Source organism: Virgibacillus alimentarius (genome assembly GCF_000709085.1).
GTDB classification, from domain to species: Bacteria; Bacillota; Bacilli; order Bacillales; family Amphibacillaceae; genus Virgibacillus_B; species Virgibacillus_B alimentarius.
This window is the reverse complement of sequence record NZ_JFBD01000006.1, coordinates 15,491-36,824: the sequence shown is the minus strand read 5'-3', so window position 1 is coordinate 36,824 and position 21,334 is coordinate 15,491. Positions and strand designations below refer to the sequence as shown.

The 21,334-nt window shown below is 37.3% G+C and carries 20 protein-coding genes and 1 riboswitch; of the genes, 14 read left to right on the top strand and 6 right to left on the bottom strand.

The window, feature by feature from the left end; translation table 11 throughout:
- The first annotated feature begins 133 nt into the window (after positions 1–133).
- Complete coding sequence (locus tag GZ63_RS0101180; protein ID WP_198020894.1) at positions 134–445, top strand: PepSY domain-containing protein; 312 nt, start codon at positions 134–136, stop codon at positions 443–445.
- A 66-nt stretch (positions 446–511) separates the two neighbouring features.
- Here the strand turns inward: GZ63_RS0101180 and GZ63_RS0101175 are convergent, their stop codons facing one another.
- The gene (locus GZ63_RS0101175; RefSeq protein WP_029266048.1) at positions 512–1,003 is read right to left on the bottom strand and encodes a hypothetical protein; all 492 of its coding nucleotides are present in this window, start codon (positions 1,001–1,003) and stop codon (positions 512–514) included.
- A 4-nt stretch (positions 1,004–1,007) separates the two neighbouring features.
- Complete coding sequence (locus GZ63_RS0101170) at positions 1,008–2,021, bottom strand: DUF3231 family protein (protein WP_029266046.1); 1,014 nt, start codon at positions 2,019–2,021, stop codon at positions 1,008–1,010.
- A gap of 183 nt (positions 2,022–2,204) precedes the next feature.
- Between GZ63_RS0101170 and GZ63_RS0101165 the strand changes: the two genes are divergently transcribed.
- From GZ63_RS0101165 to GZ63_RS0101145, 5 genes are all read left to right on the top strand, one after another.
- Entirely contained in the window at positions 2,205–3,773 is a 1,569-nt protein-coding gene (locus GZ63_RS0101165) for a spore germination protein (RefSeq protein ID WP_029266044.1), read from the top strand.
- Entirely contained in the window at positions 3,770–4,876 is a 1,107-nt protein-coding gene (locus GZ63_RS0101160; protein ID WP_029266042.1) for a GerAB/ArcD/ProY family transporter, read from the top strand. The genes GZ63_RS0101165 and GZ63_RS0101160 overlap by 4 nt, the downstream gene beginning before the upstream one ends.
- A complete protein-coding gene (locus GZ63_RS0101155; RefSeq protein ID WP_051681347.1) occupies positions 4,869–6,053 on the top strand; it encodes a Ger(x)C family spore germination protein in 1,185 nt (394 codons plus the stop codon). Before GZ63_RS0101160 ends, GZ63_RS0101155 begins: the two co-directional genes overlap by 8 nt.
- A 40-nt stretch (positions 6,054–6,093) precedes the next feature.
- Positions 6,094–6,312, top strand: a complete 219-nt coding sequence (locus GZ63_RS16265; RefSeq protein ID WP_038220829.1) for a hypothetical protein — start codon at positions 6,094–6,096, stop codon at positions 6,310–6,312.
- Positions 6,313–6,490: 178 nt separating this feature from the next.
- Positions 6,491–8,014 carry an AbgT family transporter gene (locus GZ63_RS0101145; RefSeq protein WP_029266038.1) on the top strand — a complete coding sequence of 508 codons (1,524 nt, stop codon included), beginning with the start codon at positions 6,491–6,493 and terminating at the stop codon, positions 8,012–8,014.
- A 50-nt stretch (positions 8,015–8,064) separates the two neighbouring features.
- Here GZ63_RS0101145 and GZ63_RS0101140 read toward each other — a convergent pair whose 3' ends face one another.
- Positions 8,065–8,889, bottom strand: coding sequence for a YihY/virulence factor BrkB family protein (locus tag GZ63_RS0101140; protein WP_029266036.1), 825 nt, complete (start codon positions 8,887–8,889; stop codon positions 8,065–8,067).
- 142 nt (positions 8,890–9,031) lie between these two features.
- On the opposite strand from GZ63_RS0101140, the gene GZ63_RS0101135 reads away from it, so the two are divergent.
- Complete coding sequence (locus GZ63_RS0101135) at positions 9,032–9,424, top strand: DUF948 domain-containing protein (protein WP_038220826.1); 393 nt, start codon at positions 9,032–9,034, stop codon at positions 9,422–9,424.
- 37 nt (positions 9,425–9,461) lie between these two features.
- Here the strand turns inward: GZ63_RS0101135 and GZ63_RS0101130 are convergent, their stop codons facing one another.
- A complete protein-coding gene (locus GZ63_RS0101130) occupies positions 9,462–9,881 on the bottom strand; it encodes a DUF948 domain-containing protein (RefSeq protein ID WP_029266032.1) in 420 nt (139 codons plus the stop codon).
- 183 nt (positions 9,882–10,064) lie between these two features.
- Between GZ63_RS0101130 and GZ63_RS0101125 the strand changes: the two genes are divergently transcribed.
- From GZ63_RS0101125 to GZ63_RS0101105, 5 genes are all read left to right on the top strand, one after another.
- Positions 10,065–11,030, top strand: coding sequence for an AAA family ATPase (locus tag GZ63_RS0101125; protein ID WP_029266031.1), 966 nt, complete (start codon positions 10,065–10,067; stop codon positions 11,028–11,030).
- Positions 11,027–12,280 (top strand): DUF58 domain-containing protein, encoded by a 1,254-nt coding sequence (locus GZ63_RS0101120; RefSeq protein WP_029266028.1) that lies wholly within the window; start codon positions 11,027–11,029, stop codon positions 12,278–12,280. Before GZ63_RS0101125 ends, GZ63_RS0101120 begins: the two co-directional genes overlap by 4 nt.
- Complete coding sequence (locus GZ63_RS0101115) at positions 12,277–14,754, top strand: transglutaminase TgpA family protein (protein ID WP_051681346.1); 2,478 nt, start codon at positions 12,277–12,279, stop codon at positions 14,752–14,754. Before GZ63_RS0101120 ends, GZ63_RS0101115 begins: the two co-directional genes overlap by 4 nt.
- A 107-nt stretch (positions 14,755–14,861) precedes the next feature.
- Complete coding sequence (gene guaA / locus GZ63_RS0101110; protein WP_029266025.1) at positions 14,862–16,397, top strand: glutamine-hydrolyzing GMP synthase; 1,536 nt, start codon at positions 14,862–14,864, stop codon at positions 16,395–16,397.
- Positions 16,398–16,423: 26 nt separating this feature from the next.
- Positions 16,424–16,524, top strand: a riboswitch (purine riboswitch).
- A 115-nt stretch (positions 16,525–16,639) separates the two neighbouring features.
- A complete protein-coding gene (locus GZ63_RS0101105) occupies positions 16,640–17,974 on the top strand; it encodes an NCS2 family permease (protein ID WP_029266022.1) in 1,335 nt (444 codons plus the stop codon).
- A 64-nt stretch (positions 17,975–18,038) separates the two neighbouring features.
- On the opposite strand, the gene GZ63_RS0101100 is transcribed toward GZ63_RS0101105, so the two are convergent.
- On the bottom strand, positions 18,039–19,211 hold the full coding sequence (locus tag GZ63_RS0101100; RefSeq protein ID WP_029266020.1) for an MFS transporter: 1,173 nt from the start codon (positions 19,209–19,211) through the stop codon (positions 18,039–18,041).
- Positions 19,212–19,251: 40 nt separating this feature from the next.
- A complete protein-coding gene (msrA, locus tag GZ63_RS0101095) occupies positions 19,252–19,776 on the bottom strand; it encodes a peptide-methionine (S)-S-oxide reductase MsrA (protein WP_029266018.1) in 525 nt (174 codons plus the stop codon).
- Positions 19,777–19,882: 106 nt separating this feature from the next.
- On the opposite strand from msrA, the gene GZ63_RS0101090 reads away from it, so the two are divergent.
- Together GZ63_RS0101090 and GZ63_RS0101080 are read left to right on the top strand one after the other, a co-directional pair.
- The gene (locus tag GZ63_RS0101090) at positions 19,883–20,596 is read left to right on the top strand and encodes an MOSC domain-containing protein (RefSeq protein WP_029266016.1); all 714 of its coding nucleotides are present in this window, start codon (positions 19,883–19,885) and stop codon (positions 20,594–20,596) included.
- 132 nt (positions 20,597–20,728) lie between these two features.
- Positions 20,729–21,304 carry a DUF2179 domain-containing protein gene (locus tag GZ63_RS0101080; RefSeq protein WP_029266014.1) on the top strand — a complete coding sequence of 192 codons (576 nt, stop codon included), beginning with the start codon at positions 20,729–20,731 and terminating at the stop codon, positions 21,302–21,304.
- Positions 21,305–21,334 lie beyond the last annotated feature (30 nt).

Genomic DNA, 21,334 nt, shown 5'->3' with positions numbered 1-21,334 from the left:
TTACATTTGCTGGGGTTTTGTCCTACCCTTTTCTTTGAGCCTTCTATGTTTTTACAAAAACAGGCACCCAATATAGATGCCTGAATAATATGATAAAGGAACTTAAAAATTATCAAAGCAAAGGAGAAGGCTCATGAATAATAAATGGCAACCGCTTCGTCAACATCCTTATTGGCAACACAATTTGAATCATCAAGGGCATATCAATCATTGGTATCATCATCCACACCCCAATCCCATGCCTGCTTGGAACCGCAGAGTATCGATCGAAGAGGCTATGAATATTGCACTCGAACAGGTACCAGGTCAAGTGGTTAAAATTGAACTGGAACAAGAGCATGGTATATTGGTTTATGAGGTGGATATTATAACAGCACAAGGAGCCAAATATAAAGTAGAAGTTGATGTGAATACTGGTGGGGTTGTAAATATAGAACTAGATTAAAGGTAGAGGAAGCATATCCATTTAGGAAAAGTCTCTCAGAATGTTGAGGGACTTTTTCATTATGGTTTATCGTGCGTCCTCACTTGTATAACATTTGATCAATATCCACCTGATTAACGCTCCAATAATTAAACCAATTGGTATTGATATAATCGGTAGCCAGACAGGTCCAATGAGATACCCAAAAATTTTAAGTACTGGTGAAAAAGCTACACCAACTGTACCAATATATGCAGCAAACACAAATGGGAGATATGCAAATGGCTTTTGGCCACCCCCCGTATCTTTATATGCATCCCAAATAGCAAAGAGGTATAGGCATGGATAAAACATAAACCAGAGGTAATTTGTTTGCTGAATTGCTTCTTGAATTTCCCCGTGAAAACTTAATACAATAGCCTGGTTTAGATTCCCAAAAACATTTACTGCAAATTCTAGTACAACTAAAAGAACTCCTTTTACAAATTTTCGATTTAACAACTGTCCAAATCCCGGTAGTGCAATACTCCAAAGAAGCATTTCCAGCTTTCTGCTTTTTCTCTCTATTTTTTTATCCATAGGCTCATCTTTTCGCTAACCCCTTACGGTCAGCCGCTATTGGCGGTTGTTCCATCCAACCATTTTCTATCATAATGTTTGCTCCTTCGTTGGAATACTTCACTATTTCTGCCATTAGCCGGGTATATGTAACTCCTAGGTCATGTCTTGGACTTGCGGAAATTGCTGATCCGTACTGGGTAATTCCGAACGAAATAAGAATTGTAACAAAATTCATCATGAACTTATCTGAGAAGGGTGCAACGGTCGAATCAGTTACCTCCGATGTCATAAGCATACCATTCGATAAATAATCCTCATTTAAAATATCGTTAAAAGCCTCTTTGTGTTTTCCTGCAATGTCCCGCCCCTTTTCAAAATATTGTCTTGTTTCTTTGTTCTCAGCCACTTGACTAAAAGCGGTTATTACTGCTTGTCCTAGTGCATTTCGCTTCGATGCATATGCTAAGTTTGCAATTTCAACTCCTAACAATGGTCTTCGGTCACCAAACCATCCAGTTAAAAACCTCTCTTTTTTCACAAAGTCAATCTTCTTTGCCTTTGGAATTGATGGTGTGCGTACATATGTACCTTTTTGTTTTGCTAATTCAACTGCCTGTTTAAGAAGTCCTTGTGCAATATTTAATTTATTGGAGTAAAAATCAATAATATCTGATCTAGCTGCCATGGTTAAGGCTGTTGCGTTTGTAAAAAGATTTAATTCAGCCATATTCAAAATATATTCTAAATAAAGCTTATCCGAGAGAAGCCGTGGTGCATTTAGGTTTACATCTTGTTCTGTGAAGCCTTGTGGGACAGGGTAATTTTCGTTGTTAAAAAATTGCTCTAATTTAGCTTTGTTATTTTTTTCAATGGTTAAAGCTTTCTCAAGAATTTGGCGAATTTGTGAATCATTCACATGTACCAAAAAAAAGTTTATCCCACATAAATTAAGCGTATGTTCTTGATAGGAAGACCAAAGACTCGAAATTTCCGCTGCTGTAAGTTCTATATGATTTGGAGTATTTTCCGTTGACATTCTACTTTCTCATCCCTTCTTTGTTTAGCTAGTTAAAAAATCGCACAACATTCTTTATTAGAGTGATCAGAAATTAATTTTTCTATTCATCTGAATAAAACGTTTGCACATACGAAATGAATAAAAGGAATGAATCATGGGAAAAAGAAGAAAATGACAGGTTGGATGTAAGGGGTGAGTGTTGTGGCTCGACGCGTCAAAAGGAAACAAAATGTAATACAAAATTCAAACAAACAAGAAGAAAACAAACAAAAAGAAAACTTTTCGATCACTATCTATAAAGAATTAGATAAAAATATAACCAATTTAAAAAAGATGCTTGGTGAGCCGATTGACCTTGTGGTTCGTCCATTTACCGTTCGCGGAACAGAGCATAAATGCGCGATTGCTTATATAGACGGATTAGTAAATGATGATTTAATACATAGTCATATTATGAAAAACGTACAGCTGGAAACGGAACGAAAGCAATTACCAGATGAGAAAGTAAAACTATTTGAAGTAATTAATAATGAAATTATTTCCGCGTCTACGGAAAAAGGATATACGCTTGATGATTTATCCAATGCACTTTTGAACGGGGATACAATATTCTATTTAGATGGCATTGATAAAGTATTATTAATAGATACAAGAGGTTGGGAAAGTCGTGCAATTGAAGAACCAGATTCAGAAACAGTCATTCGCGGCCCTAGAGAGGGTTTTGTTGAAAATATACAAACAAACCTGGTTCTCCTTCGTCGCCATATACGAGATCCCAATCTCCGCTTAAAAAAGCATTATATAGGGAGGCGATCTAAAAAGACGATCGCTGTAACCTATGTAGACGGGATTATTAATCCAGATATCGTGAAAGAAGTGGATCGAAGACTAAGGGCCATTGATATGGATGATGCACCTGGTGTAGGTTATATAGAACAGTGGATTGAAGATAGCTTCTTATCACCATTTCCGCAATTAATAAATACAGAAAGGCCCGATAAGGTGTCAGCTGCCCTTTTGCAGGGGAAACTAGCCATCTTTTTGGATGGAACACCGTTAGTTTTAGTGCTTCCTGCAACATTTGGAAATGCATTGCAATCGCCCGAAGATTATTATGAACGCTGGACGATAGGGACCTTGATACGAGGGCTTCGATATCTTGCTGCATTTATATCTGTATTTTTACCCGCTTTATATGTAGCGTTAGTTTCCTACCACCCTGGGATGATTCCTCAAAAGCTGGCCTTTTCAATTGCAGCGACAAGGGAAGGAGTTCCTTTTCCTCCTTTTATCGAAGCGTTATTAATGACCATTACAATGGAATTATTACGGGAGGCAGGGGCAAGATTGCCTACAACAATTGGGCAGACGATAGGTATTGTCGGTGGACTAGTAATCGGAGAGGCAGCAGTTCAAGCGGGTATTGTAAGTCCAATCATGGTCATCGTTGTTGCCCTAAACGCCATCGCATCGTTTGCTATTCCATCGTACAGTGTTGCGATCTCTTTTCGCATTCTTCTTTTTGGATTTCTGATCGCATCTGCAGTATTTGGGCTTTTTGGTATCATTCTTGCTTATATTATGATTAATATCCATCTTGTTAATTTAAAAAGTATTGGAGTCCCTTATTCTACTCCATTCGCACCAACCTTTTTAAGAGATTGGAATGATCTCATTTTCCGTTCGCCCATTCCGTTAATTTCGAGACGACCGAAGTATTTGCAGGCTGAGGACGAGAAATCTGGTAATACGGGAGGAAAAAACCTTTGAAACGTTTCAAACATGCAGATGAGTTGATTAGTGAACGGGAAATCATGATTGCGATACCTTCCTTTGTTATCGGAGTAGGTGTCCTTACCTTCTCAAAAGATATGGCTGCTGTGACGATAGCTGCTGATGGTTGGATCCCTATTTTGATAGGGGGAATCATCGCTATAATGATAACATGGATAGTCGCAAAACTAGCATCCAGCTTTCCAAACCAGACATTTTTATCCTATGCATCTTGTATTGTCACGAAACCTGTGGCGCTTGTTTTAACATTTCTTTTTGCAGTGATTGCATCACAATTAGCCGTACTTCAAATTCGGGAGATTGCTGATATCTCCAAACAATATATATTTGATCGTACGCCAGTGGAAGTGATTGCATTAACTTTTTTGCTTGTTGTTGTTTACGCTGTTGCAGGATCAAGAGTGGGCTTGCTTCGCTTAAATATGATGTTTTTCCCGATTATTTTAGTTATTTCATTGTTAGTTATTGTATTTAGCCTGAACCGTTTTGAATGGAATCACTTATTTCCGATGCTTGAAACAGATTTCACCGGATATATGAAAGGGTTACGTTCAGCAATTTTTTCTTATGTTGGATTTGGCATTTTATGGTTTTATACAGTCCTTGTTAAAAAGCCAAAAAAAGTGCCAAAAAAAGCAGTTATCGGAATGTGTATACCTGTTGGATTGTATTTATTTATATATGTGTCTATTATTGGGGTATTTGGAAATGCAGTTACAAGTAATTTATTATTCCCGACGATTGAATTAGCAAAAGGAGTGGAAATACCCGGGGAAATTTTTGAGCGATTTGAATCCGTTTTTTTTACGATATGGATCATGGCTATTTTTAATACTACTGCAATGGCACTTGATATTTGTGTCTTCGCATTGAATTCTATATTCAAGAATGTACAGAAATATAAGATTTTATTTGTTTTATCTCCATTAGTATATGCCAATGCGATGTACCCACAGGATTTAATTGAGGTATACACGTATGGAACTATTGTTGGTTATATAACTTTCGGGTATACCGTATTTGTAGCGCTTCTATTGTTAGTGGTTGGAAAACTAAGGGGAGTGAAGCCCATTGGTTAAGCAAAAACTGATACAAATAACTACCTATTTTCTTATGGTTATTTTACTAACTGGCTGCTGGGATCAAATCAGTATTGAGGAGCATGGTTTTGTGGTTGGATCGGCCATTGATAAAGCCAATGATTATTCGGATGAAAACATGAATTTATCGCTGACAAATCAGATTGTCTCTCCTGCCGGATTAGGTACTCCTGCAGGAGGCGGCAATAATAAATCCCCGTTTGTTAATGTAACAGCTACCGGAACAAGTATATTTACAATTAATCGTAATATGGTACAAGAAATAAGTCGCGCTCCCTTTTATGAACATGTAAGGCTTCTTATTGTCTCCGAAGAAGTAGCCCGTGAACCTGAAATATTTGCTAGTATACTGGATATATTTATACGCGATCAGGAAATGCGCAGGGGCATTAAAATTATGATAGCGAAAAATAAGGCAAAAGAATTACTTGAAATAAAGCCAGAACCAGAACAACTTCCTGTGAGGTATCTTGATATGATTTCCGATAATAACTATAAATCAATAGATATGATAGATCCTGTTACGCTAGGCAATGTACATGATTTTCTATTAAATAATAAGAGCTATGTACTTCCGAAAATTTCCCTCTCTGAAAATGAAGTAGACTATAAAGGTGCAGCTGTTTTTCACGGTTTGAATGATAATATGGTCGCTGAGTTAACGGCTCAGGAAACCAAAGGGATGAATTTAGTAAAAGGGGATGTGAATGGAGGAGTGATCAAGTTCAAGGTAGAAGATCATGTCATGACTTTTGAACTTGAGGGAGCGAAAAGTAAGATAAAAATAGATCCAAAAGACCCAAAAAATATGGATATATCTGTAAACGTAGAGGTAGAAGGAAGACTTGCCGAAATGTATGGAAGTAAAACACTGTTAGATCCTTCCTATTTATCAAAAATAGAGGAGAAGGTTGCTAAAAAAATAGAAAAGCTTGCAAATCAAACCATTGATAAAGCCCAGAAGGAAATGAAGCTTGATATTTTTGACTTTGATAAGATTTTAAAACAAAAACATTATTCAATTTGGAAGAGAATAAAAAAGGACTGGGAAGACGGCGAGAATTACTTTGCAAATAGCCGCATCGATGTTTCAGCTGATGTTCAAATACGGGAAACAGGAGCTACAAATCGGGCCAAAGGCAAGCGGCATGAATAAATCATTGTTTGGATATTTCTAATTGATATGAGGTGTTGATATGTGGGATAAAATCATAGGCGTTTTACCTGAAAAAATGGTTTTAATTTGTACAGTTTTAAGTTTTCTGATACCGTATGGCATCTATAAGATAAACTCCAAATTACACGAATATGGAGATCCTGGATGGAAGCGTGAAGACGAACAGAAACAGAAGCAGAAAATGAAACAGCAATCAAAACAGAAAACTCCTGCTCTAAATAAATCAAACAAACAATAAATCAAGGATAAAGCAGTTTTTTTATAGACTGCTTTTATTTTATTTTAAAAATTTAAAAAAAAGTTACTATTAGTACTTATTGAGAAGTGATTTACATTTTTTAATTCCTCTTTATAATAGAAGTTGGTATATAGAAAAATAACATTATTTTCTGAATATTACGAGGAAGGGGTACTTTATGGAGAAGCAAAGAAAGGGGATATTTCAGCGTTTTCTCGACAGGATCGAAATAGTAGGTAATAAATTGCCGCATCCTGTTACACTATTCGCAATATTAGCGTTATTAGTAGTTGTTTTATCAGGAATTGTTTCCGCTTTCGGGATTAGTGTGGAACATCCTGGAGAAGAAAACGAAATGATTGAAGTTAAAAATTTATTAAGTGGTGAAGGAATTAAATATATACTTACCAATTTGACAGATAATTTCATTGGATTTGCTCCGCTGGGCGTTGTACTTGTCACAATGCTTGGTATCGGTCTTGCTGAGAGGACGGGCTTAATCAGTGCTTTATTGCGTGGCTTCGTTTTAGCCGTACCAAATAAATTGATTACTGCAGGCTTAGTTTTTGCGGGGATCATGTCTAGTGTTGCTTCGGATGCAGGATATGTTGTTCTGCCGCCACTAGGAGCGGTTATATTTGCAGCGCTTGGACGTCACCCGTTAGCTGGACTAGCTGCCGCATTTGCCGGGGTATCTGCTGGATTTAGTGCAAACCTATTTTTATCCGGAACAGATGCCATGTTAGGGGAATTAACCATTGATGCTGCAGCAATGATTGATTCGTCGTATGCAGACACAATGAACATTGCGATGAATTATTATTTTATTATCGCTTCTGTTTTTATCTTAACGCTTATCGGTGCGTGGGTAACCGAACGAATTGTTGAACCACGATTAGGTGAATATAAAGGAAAGTACCGTGAAAAATTAGAAGGACTTAAAAGTATTGAGAAAAAAGGATTGATTTGGGCAAGTGTTTCATTAGTTGTTACACTTATCTTAGTCGCATTGCTAATTCTTCCAACAGGTGCTCCGATGCGCGGAGAAGGTGGAGCCATTATTCAATCGCCATTTATGGATTCACTTGTACCAATTATTGCCATTGTGTTTTTGGTACCTGGCTTTGTTTACGGTAAAGTTACAAAGGTTATTCGTAATGACAAAGATGTAGCAGCTCAAATGTCTGATACGATGGCGTCAATGGGAATGTTCATTGTTCTTGCATTTACTGCTGGTCAATTTGTTGCATTTTTCAATGAGACAAACATGGGACTTGTTCTTGGTGTATATGGAGCAGAGTTTTTAGAAAGTATTAATTTAACCGGAATTCCGCTAATCTTGGTCTTTATTGTGATCGCAGCATTTATTAATTTATTTATGGGTAGTGCATCAGCAAAATGGGCAATGATGGCTCCGGTCTTCGTACCGATCATGATGCAGCTTGGTTACTCACCAGAGCTTACGCAAATGGCTTATCGGGTTGCCGATTCAACGACCAACATTATTACGCCATTAATGACATATTTTGCAATCATTATTGCTTTCGCACAAAAATATGACAAGAAAATGGGAATTGGTACGTTAATTTCAGTGATGTTCCCATATTCCATTTTCTTCTTAGTTGGCTGGACGATCTTCCTTGTTGCTTGGATGCTACTCGGAATTGACCTTGGTCCAGGATCACCTATTCTTTATCAGTAAAAAAAGAACCTTTACCTTATCGTCTTTTTAGGGTAAAGGTTCTTTTTGATTTAATTTGTACCTTTGTTTCTCCGTTGGTGGATAATATTAATTTCTGCACCTATCATTAGGGTTAATCCCGTTAAGAAGAACCAGATCATTAGGACGATGATTCCACCTAAGCTGCCATAGGTAACCGAGTAACTGCCGAAATTACTTGCATACAGGGAAAACCCTAATGATATAAGTAACCATAAAATGCTTGTAGTTAAGGCGCCCGGCATAATATGTTTCAATGGCAATTTTTTATTAGGAGCAAAGCGATAAAGCAATATTAAAAGCCCGGTAATGACAAGAATACTAATTGTCCACCTTGCTATCTGGAGTAAAACAACAAGTGAACCGCTAATACCTAAAAAAGATTTTATAAACCCTAAAATCACATTGCCAAAAACAAGCAGAAGTATCGCAACTACTAATGAAATAATCATTCCAATCGTTAACGTTAATGCGAGTAAACGGACATGGATAAAAGATCTTGTTTCATCGATTTCATATGCCTCATTGACAGCCTTAATAAAAGCGTTTATTCCACCGGAAGCGGACCATAGTGCTGCAATAATACCAAAAGTAAGCAATCCGCCCTTAGGTGTTTGAATAAGGCTGATAATATTTTCTTCGAAGATAGATGCCATTTCACTTGGCAATGTTTTATTCATGAAATCGATGGCATCGTTCGGTTCAATTTTAAAATATGGTATAATTGCGAAGCACACAATAAGTAATGGAAAGATGGATAATAGATAGTAATAGGCTTGCGCTGCTGCTAAAATAGGGACATTATCTTTTTTAAATTCTGCAAGCAGATCTTTTATGTAGTTAATGAAAGTAGACATCGATAATCCTCCTAACGATTTAGATATACCCCTCATTTGTATGATTTAATCTATTTATGGTATTCTAATTATTAGTTTCAGGTGACAAATACTGGTGGAATCATGCTATTATAAAAATATACATAGGAAAAGAGGGATATAGGTGGTTGTACTCGGAATAGGCGTCTTGATTTTTAGTATTGCGTTTGCGGTTTTAGTTGGTTACCTTTCCTATACACTGTATGCAATGACAAAGGTGATTGATGGTGTAGGTGATACGGTTGAACAATTGCCGGATCAACTGGATACGATTTTCAAGGAAACAGAGAATATACTGCATGAAAGTAACCAGACGTTAACGGATTTAAATGAAAAAATGCGTACATTGAGTCCATTATTTTATGCTGTAGAAGATGTGACTGAAGCAACTCGCGGCTTCGCCTCTTCTCTAGCGAGTAACCCAATCTTCAAAAGAAAACAAGCGTCTGGAGAAGACGCAGGAGAATCCGAAAAAAGCGCATTCCGTTCAAGATTATTTAAAAGACGGAAAAAATAAAAATCTTCCTCAACATTTGTGTTGGGGAAGATTTTTGTTATTTTTTCTTTTTTCCTTTAAGAAGATAGTAGACAAGTGCTACACCGCCGTATAAACTTTCTAAATTATTGCGGTGGATTACGTTGTTTGGATCAGATGTATTTTCCTTAAAGGCTTTACTCGCTTTTGAAAGAGAGGATGATAGCTTTTGAGATGCTTCTCCAATGTCATTCACAATGTTGAATATAGGATTTAATGTGTTTAGTTTTTCATTAACATCACTTAATGTTCCCTTTGCTGTCTTAAAGATATCGGTTGTTTCGCTGAATACTTTATCAACATTCTCAGGAAGTTTGTCAGTCGTTCCCTTTAAGCTTTTAAGCGTTTCAGCTAAATTGTTTAAAGGTTCCATTAATAAAATGACTAGAATGAAAAATGCAATTCCAATAACAGATAATCCAATTCCTACCCACATCATATTATTTACTAGCCTCCTTTATATTTCGATTCTTATTGTTCCATATGTATTTCCACTTTATTCAAACAATTAAACTTATCTCTCCTATACTAGTATAAAATGCGTCCTTTTTGCAAATACTAGATTCCATTACATACGAATGAATATTAATCACCTAGTAGTATGGGATGGAGGATGAATAAGATGATCAAAGAAACGATGAAATATCATAAAAAAATAGACATTGTATTAGAAAATATAAGTAAAGTAATGATTGGAAAGCAAGACGAAACAGTATTGAGTTTAGTCGCCTTATTAGCACAAGGACATGTTTTGTTTGAAGATGTTCCTGGTGTTGGGAAGACAATGCTTGTCCGCGCATTAGCAAAGTCATTAGATTGTGATTTTAGAAGAATTCAATTCACCCCGGATTTATTGCCTTCTGACATCACGGGGATATCGATTTATAACCCAAAAGAAATGGAATTCGAGTATAGACCAGGACCACTTCTTGGAAATGTCGTTCTTGCTGATGAAATCAATCGTTCTTCTCCAAAAACACAGTCATCCTTACTAGAAGGAATGGAAGAAAAGAGAGTTACCGTTGATGGGAATACGGTTTTGCTTCAGCGGCCTTTTTTTGTCATGGCTACCCAAAATCCAGTTGAATTTGAAGGGACGTACCCACTTCCGGAAGCACAGCTTGACCGATTTCTCCTGAAATTGAAGTTGGGCTATCCAACGCTAGAAGAGGAATTGGAAATGCTTGAGCGAACAACAAAAAATCATCCAATTGAATCCCTTCAATCAGTAATTTCCAAAGCAGAACTGATAACGCTTCAGGAAGAGGTAAAAGAAATATACATCGATCAAAGTATCCAATGGTACATTTTAAAATTGGTCTCTAGCACAAGAAATCACCATGCCATTCATTTTGGTGCCAGCCCAAGAGCTTCGATTGCATTAATGAAAGCTTCTCAGGCATTCGCATTTGTCAAAGGCCGTGATTATGTACTTCCTGATGATGTGAAATATTTAACGCCATTTGTACTTTCACATCGAATCACTCTAACACATGAGGCAACTTATGATGGGGTAGACAGAGAGCAGACTATTGTCTCTATTATTAAAAATACAAATATACCGATCCGAAGGAAGTTTAGCGGATGAAAGCATTATTTAGATTTATGGGAAACTTGCTATCTATTATTTTGCCTCTTTCTATCCTTTTTGTAGGCGCTATGTTTCAAAGTGATTTTGTGAGCGGCTTTTTATTGTTTAGTTTCCTTCCTATTGCCCTTTACCAGTTAGGAATGCTTTTTTACCGAGTGGGAGGATGGAACGTCCGTCGAATACTATCACGAAATCGTATACGGGCAGGTGAATCAATTTCAATAAAACTAAACATTCAAAGGAGAATAGGCTTCCCATTATCCTATTGTAAGATAGAAGAGGTATTTCCATTTTCCTTACAAAAGATAGATACGCGTGAAGCGAAATATCACTACTTGAATAATCCCAACCGGTTACATGTGGAGCGTACGTCAAAACGAATTGTTTTCCCGGGTTTTAAGCGAGAATTTGAAATTCCTTATGATATACAGAAACTGCCGCGAGGAATACATCAGCTACAGGCAATTCGGATTAGAACGGGGGATATGTTTGGTTTTATAAAAAAGGAGCATGTTTTTCAAGTGACCGATTCCCTCATCGTTTATCCAAATGAACGTCCTATCTGTTTACAAGAACCGAATAATACGATTGCACAAGGGTCACTATCTTCGCATGCTTTACACTTTAAAAATATCAATATAGCTTCAGGAAGTAGGGAGTATATTCCAGGAGATAAATTTTCTTGGATCGACTGGAAACAAACTGCAAGCAAAAACAAAATAATGACAAAAGAATTTGAACAAGAAAAAAGTGTAGACACTGTAGTCATTTTAGATAGTTGTTATGATCATGCAATGAACCATTTAGCTTTCGAAGCAGCAGTAGAGGTGACTACTTCGCTTATAGAGACACTGCACAGGCAGTCGGTTACTGCGGGTTTATTAACTGTTGATAAAGAAATACACTATTTTCCAAAACAGCATCATGATGTACGCAATCATCTAGCACAAATCCACCCAAATGGAAAGCGTCCTTTTGCCAATTTATTGAAAGAAGCATCAATGACAATGAAAAGTCCACCTAGTCTATGGATTGTTACGAACAATTTGAATGAAGCATTAGGACAGACACTAAAAGAATTAAAACAGCGATCAACAAGCATTGCTCTCTTTTTGGTTCAACCTTCTGCAATGATCTATCAAAGAGATTACCAACGCATTGATAGATTACATGGGTATGGGATTGAAGTTAGACTGATTTCTGAAAAACAATTAGTGAAAAACCCAATCGAGGTGAATGGAATATGAGGTTTCAAAAGCAACATAAAATGCTATGGGGCTCTACCTCTATTTTGTATGTAAGTGGTTTTTTTCTTTTTTTAGAATGGATTTATCCAATCGAAAGAATTAGTGGGAAAGGCAGTCTAACTTTATTTATAATGTATACGATGTATTGTTTTGGTATTTCTTTTTTGCGAATGCACATTGATCAGAGAGCAGAAATAAGGCGAGGAGGGCGACCAGAAAGTAGCGGATATCAACTAGAACAAGAAAATATCAACCAGATGGAGAAAATATCGACCGAAGGATGGGGATATCAACCGGGAAGCGAAGATATTAACCGGAGATCGGAAATATCAACTGGAGAGGGGAAATATCGACCGCAACGAGACGGATATCGACCAGAGCGCGGGAGCATCTACCGGAGAATCAAAACATCAACCGAAGCGGAGAAACAACCTGTTCGGAGTACACATCAATCAAGGGCCGGAAGGATCGACTGGAGCAATGGAAGTTGGCTCTTATCTTTCTTACTTAAAGGTTTTGGTTTTCTATTTATTATCCATTGGTTATTCTTTTTAGACCAAATGTTTCTTGGTAGTTCATGGATTAACCAATTATATTCGGAGATTATCTTTAATATCCGAATGCTTTTAGACCAGCAGTGGTACGATGTAACCCCCTTGTTCCAGAATGTATTGCTGCTCGTTTTCATTTGGCTGATGAGTTATTTAATAGATTACTGGTTTGTAACCACGAAGCAGGTATACCTCTTTGTTTTCATGACGTATCTGTATTTAATTGCTCTAAACGCTTTCACTGTGTATGATGCCGGGATACCAGCTATCAGAACTTTTACGATTGCGTTTATTACTTTAGGTATGGCTAATCTTGTCAAAGAAGTAGAGGGCGAATCTGTTCAGTTGTCTTGGAAGAAGAATTGGACGGTCCCACTGGTTAGTGTTGTGTTTCTGGCAGCTCTGATTGGATATGTGACACCTGTTTTTGATTCAAAGTGGACCAATCCTACCCCACTTATTGAATTTGCAGCTAAAACGATGCAAGATCCAAGTTCTACCGTACAAAAGGTTGGATACGGGGAAAACGATTCTCAACTAGGTGGTTCGTTTGTCCAAGATTACAGTACCGTTTTCACCGCAACAGATACGAAAGATCACTACTGGCGGATAGAAACAAAGGATGTTTATACGGGAAAAGGATGGAAAACGTCTACATCACATAATTATCAAACACAAAGGGAAGGGCAGATTTCTTTACGTACTTTTTCAGATAAAGTGGAAACCGAACAATCGGAAGCAACACTTGAGTTTAGTGACCATGCAATGCTCGAAAAACTCGTATACCCGTATGGTGTTAATGAGGTGAATGCAGATAAACATGTGCAATTTCAATTAGATGAAAAAACTGGAGAAATTCAATCACAAATGAATAAAAATACGAATCTGAAAAGTTATAAAATCACCTATGATCACCCCTCTTTTTCGGTAGAGACATTAAGGGATGCAAGTGAAGTAGACCCGGCCGCTATTGCTGATACTTATACACAGCTTCCTTCTTCATTACCTGATCGTGTGGAAGCGTTAGCGGAAGAAATAACGGCTGCTTATCACAACCGCTATGATAAAACGCGTGCAATTGAGCAATATTTTGGGAAAAATGGTTTCGTTTATCAAACAAGCAATGTACCTGTACCAGGGGAAGATCAGGACTATGTTGATCAATTCTTATTTGATTCGAAAGAGGGGTATTGTGATAATTATTCCACTGCTATGATTGTTATGCTCAGGACACTGGATATCCCATCTAGATGGGTAAAAGGATTTACGAGTGGAGAGAGGATTAAAGAAGGATCAAATGGTAAAAATGTTTATGAAGTTACCAATGCAAATGCACACTCCTGGGTGGAAGTATATTTTCCAGAAATTGGCTGGGTTCCATTTGAACCGACACAAGGTTTTTCTAACTTATCTGATTTTTATACGACAAATGAAGATAAGGGGAAAATTAAGGAAACGTCAGATAAAGAAATAATGGAAAATCAAGCCGTTCCAGTTGATTCAAAGAGTGGAGAAAATGACAAGACAAATAAAAGAGAATCGAGTGAAAATCAAAAGAATGGAAAATCTTTCATTTTGTTTATGCTTAGTTTTGCCCTTTTATTTGTTATACTATATATAATGCGATATCGTTGGTTAACCATTTTTTTCACAATGAAATTGAAGCGAAAACAGAGTGTTAATAATTACCAGGATGCTTACCATCATTTATTAAAAATTTTGCAGCGAAAAGGGATGGGGAAACATCCCGATGAGACGCTAAGGGAATACGCAAGCAGAATTGATCGTTATTATGCCTTTAGTAATATGCGTCTCTTAACATACGGTTACGAACGAATTTTATATAATGATGAAGTGTATGTTACAAACGAAATACAACTAACGAAATTATGGAAAGATTTAATTAAATGTGTTATGGGTTGACCAGGTGTTTGTTGCTTAGTAGAATAAGAAGATAAAATTAAGCAGACGCACGAAGTTTTGCTTTTAATTAGATCGCATACTATTTTACGGCAGTTAGGGGAGAAAACATGGATAATAGTGAAATGATTTTAGTACTCGACTTTGGAAGTCAATACAACCAATTAATTACTAGACGAATTAGGGAACTTGGTGTATATAGTGAATTACACTCACATAAATTGACAGCTGAAGCGATTAAGCGCATGAACCCTAAAGGAATCATTTTCTCTGGTGGTCCTCATAGTGTTTATGATGAAAACAGCTATCGTTGTGATGAAGGCATTTTTGATCTAGACATTCCTATATTAGGTATTTGCTATGGTATGCAATTAATGGCACTGCATTTTGGCGGAAAGGTTGAAAAGGATAAACACCGTGAGTATGGAAAAGCAGACATTAATCTTAGTCATGATGCACTTCTGTTTAAAGATGCACCAAAGAATCAAGTCGTTTGGATGAGCCATGGGGATAAAGTGGTGGAGACGCCATCATCCTTCCAAATTGATGCTACAAGTCCATCTACTCCAATAGCTGCTTTCAGTCATCAAGAAAAATCACTTTTTGGTGTTCAATTCCACCCAGAAGTTCGTCATACAGAATATGGAACAAACCTGCTGAACCAATTTGTATTCGATGTATGTGGCTGTGAGGGAAATTGGACAATTGGAAATTATATCGAAATGGAAGTAAAGAAAATTCAAGATAAAGTCGGAAATCGCAAAGTATTGTGCGCTTTAAGCGGCGGTGTCGATTCATCCGTAGTTGCAGCGTTAATTCATAAAGCGATTGGAGATCAGCTCACATGTATTTTCGTTGATCATGGATTACTGCGCAAAAATGAGGCTGATGATGTCATGAAGACTTTTGCTGATGACTTTCATATGAATATCATTAAAATTGATGCACAGCAACGTTTTCTGTCTAAGTTGAAAAATGTCAGCGATCCTGAAATGAAGCGAAAAATCATTGGGAATGAATTCATTTATGTCTTTGATGATGAGGCTTCTAAGATAAAAGAGATCGATTTTCTTGCTCAAGGTACGTTATATACAGATATTATCGAAAGCGGTACGGAAACAGCCCAAACGATCAAGTCACACCATAATGTCGGCGGTCTTCCTGAAGATATGGAATTCGAGTTAATCGAACCTCTTAATGCTTTATTTAAAGATGAAGTACGTGAACTAGGTACACAATTAGGTATTCCTGATCATATCGTATGGCGTCAGCCGTTTCCTGGACCAGGTTTAGCTATCCGAGTGCTCGGTGAAGTAACAGAAGAAAAATTAAAAATTGTTCGTGAATCGGATGCTATTTTGCGTGAAGAGATCGCAAAAGCTGGATTAGAACGTGATATCTGGCAGTATTTTACTGTTCTTCCAAATATCCGAAGTGTGGGCGTGATGGGGGATTCCAGAACATATGATTACACAATTGGAATTCGTGCAGTTACATCTGTCGATGGAATGACTTCTGATTGGGCGCGAATCCCTTGGGATGTTTTAGAGAAGATTTCTACACGTCTTGTAAATGATGTTGAACATATTAATCGTGTTGTTTATGATGTTACAAGTAAGCCACCAGCAACAATTGAGTGGGAATAAGACTGGATTAAAATCAACTTTATGAAAAAAATGAATAAAACAGTTTGCGTATAATTTAGGGGATAAGGCCCAAAGTTTCTACCAGACTACCGTAAATGGTCTGACTACGCAGGTAAATGTAATTACATCTATTTATTGAATTACTTTTTCTTGTTTTGTTTACGGTAGCACCCTTGGTTACTATCCAGGGGTGTTTTTTTCCTGTGTGGGAAAAATTGGGTCATACGAGGAGGAACAATGCAATGAAAAAGTTTTTTCAATTTGAAGAATTGGGAACGAATTATAAAACCGAATTTATTGCCGGTTTAACAACGTTTCTTGCTATGGCGTATGTTTTATTCGTTATTCCAGCAACGTTAGCTCTGGTAGGAGTTGAGGAACTACCAGAAGGAGTTACAAGAATAGATCAAGGTGCCGTATTTACTGCAACAGCAATAGCAGCTGCAATTGGTTCGTTATTTATGGGGCTTATTGCAAAATATCCAATTGTTTTAGCACCCGGGATGGGGTTGAATGCTTTTTTTGCCTATACGGTAATGCTGGGGTATGAAATTCCGTGGGAAACAGCTTTATCCGGTGCACTAGTATCAGGACTAATTTTTATTGTTTTAACGTTAACCGGGCTCCGCGAAAAAATAATTAATGCAATCCCTGCAAATTTGAAAATGGCTGTCGGAGCTGGGATAGGTTTATATATTGCGTTTATTGGATTCCAAAATGCTGGGATTATCGTTGGCGATGAAGCAACATTAGTAGGCATAGGTGACTTAACGTCTCCGCCTGTATTACTAGCGATCTTCGGAATTATCGTTTCTGTCATTTTGCTGACTTTAAATATAAAAGGGGGCATATTTTATGGCATGGTCATGACTGCGATTATCGGAATTATGGTCGGACTTATTGATGCCCCAAATGGAATCGGAGAAATTGTAGGGGAAGTACCTAGTTTAGCACCAACGTTTGGACAAGCTTTCGTTCATTTCGGTGATATTTTTACAATTGAAATGCTAGTTGTTATTTTAACTTTTTTATTTGTTGACTTCTTTGATACTGCTGGAACATTAGTGGCTGTAGCAACACAAGCGGGCTTGATGAAGGATAATAAACTACCTCGAGCAGGAAAGGCTTTATTCGCTGATTCTGCGGCAACGGTGGCGGGATCTATCTTAGGAACGTCAACAACTACTTCCTATATTGAATCCACTGCAGGGGTTGGAGCAGGAGGCCGTACTGGTTTTACAGCGGTTGTTGCAGCAGGGTTCTTTATCTTGTCCTTATTCTTTTCTCCTTTACTAAGTGTGATCACTTCAGAAGTAACAGCACCAGCCTTAATCATTGTTGGAGTTCTCATGTCCTCCTCGTTAAAAAATATTGAGTGGGATCATTTTGAAGTTGCAGTTCCAGCCTTTTTTACAATTATTACGATGCCGCTTACGTATAGTATTGCGACAGGGATTGCGATTGGCTTTATCTTTTATCCGATCACAATGATTTTAAAAGGCCGTTCGAAAGAAATTAATGGAATCATGTATATATTATTTTTGATCTTTCTCCTTTATTTTATTTTCTTAAGTTAACTAAAAATAAAAAAGTGGCTATAAAGACTTCTGCAAGCTCGAAGTTCTTTATAGCCATTTTATTTTACTCAGTCTTGCGGACTGGGCTGCTTTTGCCATAAGGAAGTAGATGATAAGCCATTAAACATATTGTTCCAACTAAAGATAAGACTCCCATATAGAAATATAAGGTCCCTAAGCTAAACATATCCATAATTGCTCCGCCAGCGAGGGATCCAACAATGCCTGATACCCCGAAAAACACAGCGTAAAAGACGAGGTGTCCAGTTGCTGTCAAATCTTTTGGGATAAGACGAGTGACATAATCAAATGCTGCTAAATAGAAAGTGCCAAAAGTTAACCCGTGGAGTACTTGAAGTGCAATGATATACATTGGATCATCTGCACCAGCATAAAGAAACCAACGTATACTGTATAGTACTCCAGCCACAATAACGAAAATTAATGGGTGATATTTCCGGAACCAGAATCCGGCAAAGGCAAAAACTGCCCCTTCACTAGCAACACCAATAAACCAGGCTAACCCAACCCAACTTTCACTTCCACCAAGTTCAGTTATATATAGACCAATAAAACTATCATTTGCGCGATGTGAAATCGTTAAAAAGATCATAAGAAATAGGAAAATAACGAATGATTTGTTTTTAAATAGCTTATTAACGTCCTTTAATTGAATTGGATCTGATTCCACTTTTACATCTTTTAACTTAATTGCAACAATGAGTGCAATCGTTCCAAAGAATAAATAGGGGTAAATCATGTATTGCACACCAATTCTTGAGAGGATTTCCCCGATAATGAGGGCTGAGGTGGCAAATCCAATTGATCCCCACGTTCGTATCGTTCCAAAGGAGACTTGTAATTCATTGGCTCGTCGTTGAGCTAAACTATCTCCAAGACCGCCTATTGGTGTTGTAAAGAAATAAAAAATGGCTCCCATTAGGATAATCGAAAGCAATGTATTCATTTGGAAAAAGAGAATGCTGCTAATTAGCAAACCGCCAATACAGACTAAAAGAACCCGCTTTACTGTTTTATGTTTATCACTCATATAGCCCCAAAAAGGTTGTGCAAAAATAGAGGCTAACGGGCCAACCGCCAGTACCCAGCCTATCTCTGTTCCATTCAAGCCTTTATAACGTAAATATAACGGTAGGAAACTAAGTATAATCGTGTTTGTTGCATGGAAACTGAACAATAACATTTTTAATGGTACTAATGATTCATGTTTTGACAAAAAATTCGCTCCTTACGCATACGTTCTAACTGTATCTACATTAATTACCCCATATATCTTGAATAAACTTATCCCTGCCTGATTTTTCCCGGTCCTCTTTATAGACCTTCTCATTCTTTTTATAAAAATCCTGATGTTCGTCTTCTGCAGGATAAAATATCTTTTCAGGTAAAATTTTAGTGACGATTGGTTTTGAAAATTTCCCGCTTTGTTCTAATTCTTTTTTGGATGCTTCTGCTATTTTTCTCATTTCTTCATTATGATAAAATATTGCTGTCCGATACGAATCCCCGCGATCATGAAATTGTCCGCCGTCATCTGTAGGATCGATCTGACGCCAATACACTTGAAGAATTTCTTTATAAGAAATAATAGCAGGGTCATACGTTATTTCTACTGCTTCATAATGTCCTGTTCTCCCACTTTTGACATCCTCGTAGGAAGGATGCTCGACATGTCCGTTTGTATAGCCGGATATAACATGATGAATCCCATTCCATTGATCAAACGGTTTGACCATACACCAGAAACAGCCTCCAGCGAATATCGCTTTATGTAATTTCATATCTCTTAACCTCCAGCGAATCGATACTGCTTACAAAAATGTGCTAAATCGAGTAAAATATAGTTAATTATCCAATTAACTATATCATAGACAGGGGGTTGATGACATGAACGAAGAGCCATTTGTACACAAAATTTTTACTGGTAAAGCAAAAAAACTGGGGGATCCAAATGCAAGTGACCCAATGGATAAACCATGGGAAACAGGAATATTTAAAACAGAAACCACTAGACAACTTTGGCTAGGAAAAACAGGATTGTCTAATGATGAAGTAGGCGACAAAAAACGCCATGGAGGTCCTGAAAAGGCTTTATTTGCTTACCCTATTAAACATTATACATTCTGGAGAGAAGACCTCGCATTAGCATCGATCGATATCGGAGGAATGGGAGAAAACCTTGCTGTACTTGAAATGGATGAATATACGGTATACATTGGTGATACGTATAAGTTTGGTGATGCTGTAATCCAGGTTTCACAGCCGCGTCAACCGTGTTGGAGACCAGCACGCAGATACCGTAAAAAAGATTTTGCACTCGATATTCAAAAAACCGGAAAAACCGGTTGGTATTATCGAGTACTACAAGAGGGGTATGTCCAGCCGGAATTGGATCTAGAATTAATCGAACGCCCATACCCGCAATGGTCGATAGCCGCTGCTAATGAAGTGATGCATGTATATAAAAAAGATCTTCGCCTAGCCGATGAATTAGCATCCTGTGAACTGCTTGCTGAAAACTGGAAAAAAACCTTGCGGAAAAGGTTGCGTGGTCAGGAGTCCTCTGTGCGTAGACGGGTATATGGACCAAATAACGAATAAACGCTTTGGAATGATTCAAGTAAAAAAGGGTTATGAATGTAACCCATATGTGGAAACATTAACGTGTGAATTAAAATTTTGTCCTCTGCACATACATGAGAAAGAAGTTATAAGAAAAAAGGTGGTATTGTTTTGCTTAGCAATGCATATGTAATGGTCGCCATTATTTTAATAATTAATATCGTATATGTAACATTTTCAACGATGCGTATGATTTTAACATTGAAAGGCCGGCGCTACTTGGCTGCATTTGTGAGTATGTTTGAAATTGTAATGTATGTACTAGGACTTGGTCTGGTGCTTGATAACTTAAATGAAATTCAAAACATCATTGCATATGCAGTCGGCTTTGCTATTGGTGTAATTGTAGGGACAAAAATTGAAGAAAAGCTCGCACTTGGGTACATAACGGTAAATGTTATATCCTCTTACCCAGATATTGAATTCACACGAAAATTGCGCGATAAAGGCTACGGAGTAACAAGCTGGTATGCTTATGGAATGGAAGGCGACAGATTATCCATGCAAATTTTAACACCAAGAAAATATGAATTGAAACTTTATGAGACAATAAAACATTTGGATCCGAAAGCTTTCATTATTTCTTATGAACCGAAGCAAATTCATGGGGGATTTTGGGTAAAGCAAGTGCGAAAGGGAAAATTATTGAATAATAAAGGAACTAGCAAATCCAGTGATAAAAAATAGTTTGGTACATGAAAATGTTTAGAAAAAGTG

What these genes read in the sequence shown, in the direction of transcription:
- GZ63_RS0101090 (WP_029266016.1), top strand. Translation starts at nt 19,883, where the DNA reads ATGAACGAAGAGCCATTTGTACACAAAATTTTTACTGGTAAAGCAAAA.
- GZ63_RS0101170 (WP_029266046.1), bottom strand. Translation starts at nt 2,021, where the DNA reads ATGTCAACGGAAAATACTCCAAATCATATAGAACTTACAGCAGCGGAA.
- GZ63_RS0101125 (WP_029266031.1), top strand. Translation starts at nt 10,065, where the DNA reads ATGATCAAAGAAACGATGAAATATCATAAAAAAATAGACATTGTATTA.
- GZ63_RS0101120 (WP_029266028.1), top strand. Translation starts at nt 11,027, where the DNA reads ATGAAAGCATTATTTAGATTTATGGGAAACTTGCTATCTATTATTTTG.
- GZ63_RS0101180 (WP_198020894.1), top strand. Translation starts at nt 134, where the DNA reads ATGAATAATAAATGGCAACCGCTTCGTCAACATCCTTATTGGCAACAC.
- GZ63_RS0101130 (WP_029266032.1), bottom strand. Translation starts at nt 9,881, where the DNA reads ATGATGTGGGTAGGAATTGGATTATCTGTTATTGGAATTGCATTTTTC.
- GZ63_RS0101140 (WP_029266036.1), bottom strand. Translation starts at nt 8,889, where the DNA reads ATGTCTACTTTCATTAACTACATAAAAGATCTGCTTGCAGAATTTAAA.
- GZ63_RS16265 (WP_038220829.1), top strand. Translation starts at nt 6,094, where the DNA reads ATGTGGGATAAAATCATAGGCGTTTTACCTGAAAAAATGGTTTTAATT.
- GZ63_RS0101145 (WP_029266038.1), top strand. Translation starts at nt 6,491, where the DNA reads ATGGAGAAGCAAAGAAAGGGGATATTTCAGCGTTTTCTCGACAGGATC.
- GZ63_RS0101105 (WP_029266022.1), top strand. Translation starts at nt 16,640, where the DNA reads ATGAAAAAGTTTTTTCAATTTGAAGAATTGGGAACGAATTATAAAACC.
- guaA (WP_029266025.1), top strand. Translation starts at nt 14,862, where the DNA reads ATGGATAATAGTGAAATGATTTTAGTACTCGACTTTGGAAGTCAATAC.
- GZ63_RS0101175 (WP_029266048.1), bottom strand. Translation starts at nt 1,003, where the DNA reads ATGGATAAAAAAATAGAGAGAAAAAGCAGAAAGCTGGAAATGCTTCTT.
- msrA (WP_029266018.1), bottom strand. Translation starts at nt 19,776, where the DNA reads ATGAAATTACATAAAGCGATATTCGCTGGAGGCTGTTTCTGGTGTATG.
- GZ63_RS0101115 (WP_051681346.1), top strand. Translation starts at nt 12,277, where the DNA reads ATGAGGTTTCAAAAGCAACATAAAATGCTATGGGGCTCTACCTCTATT.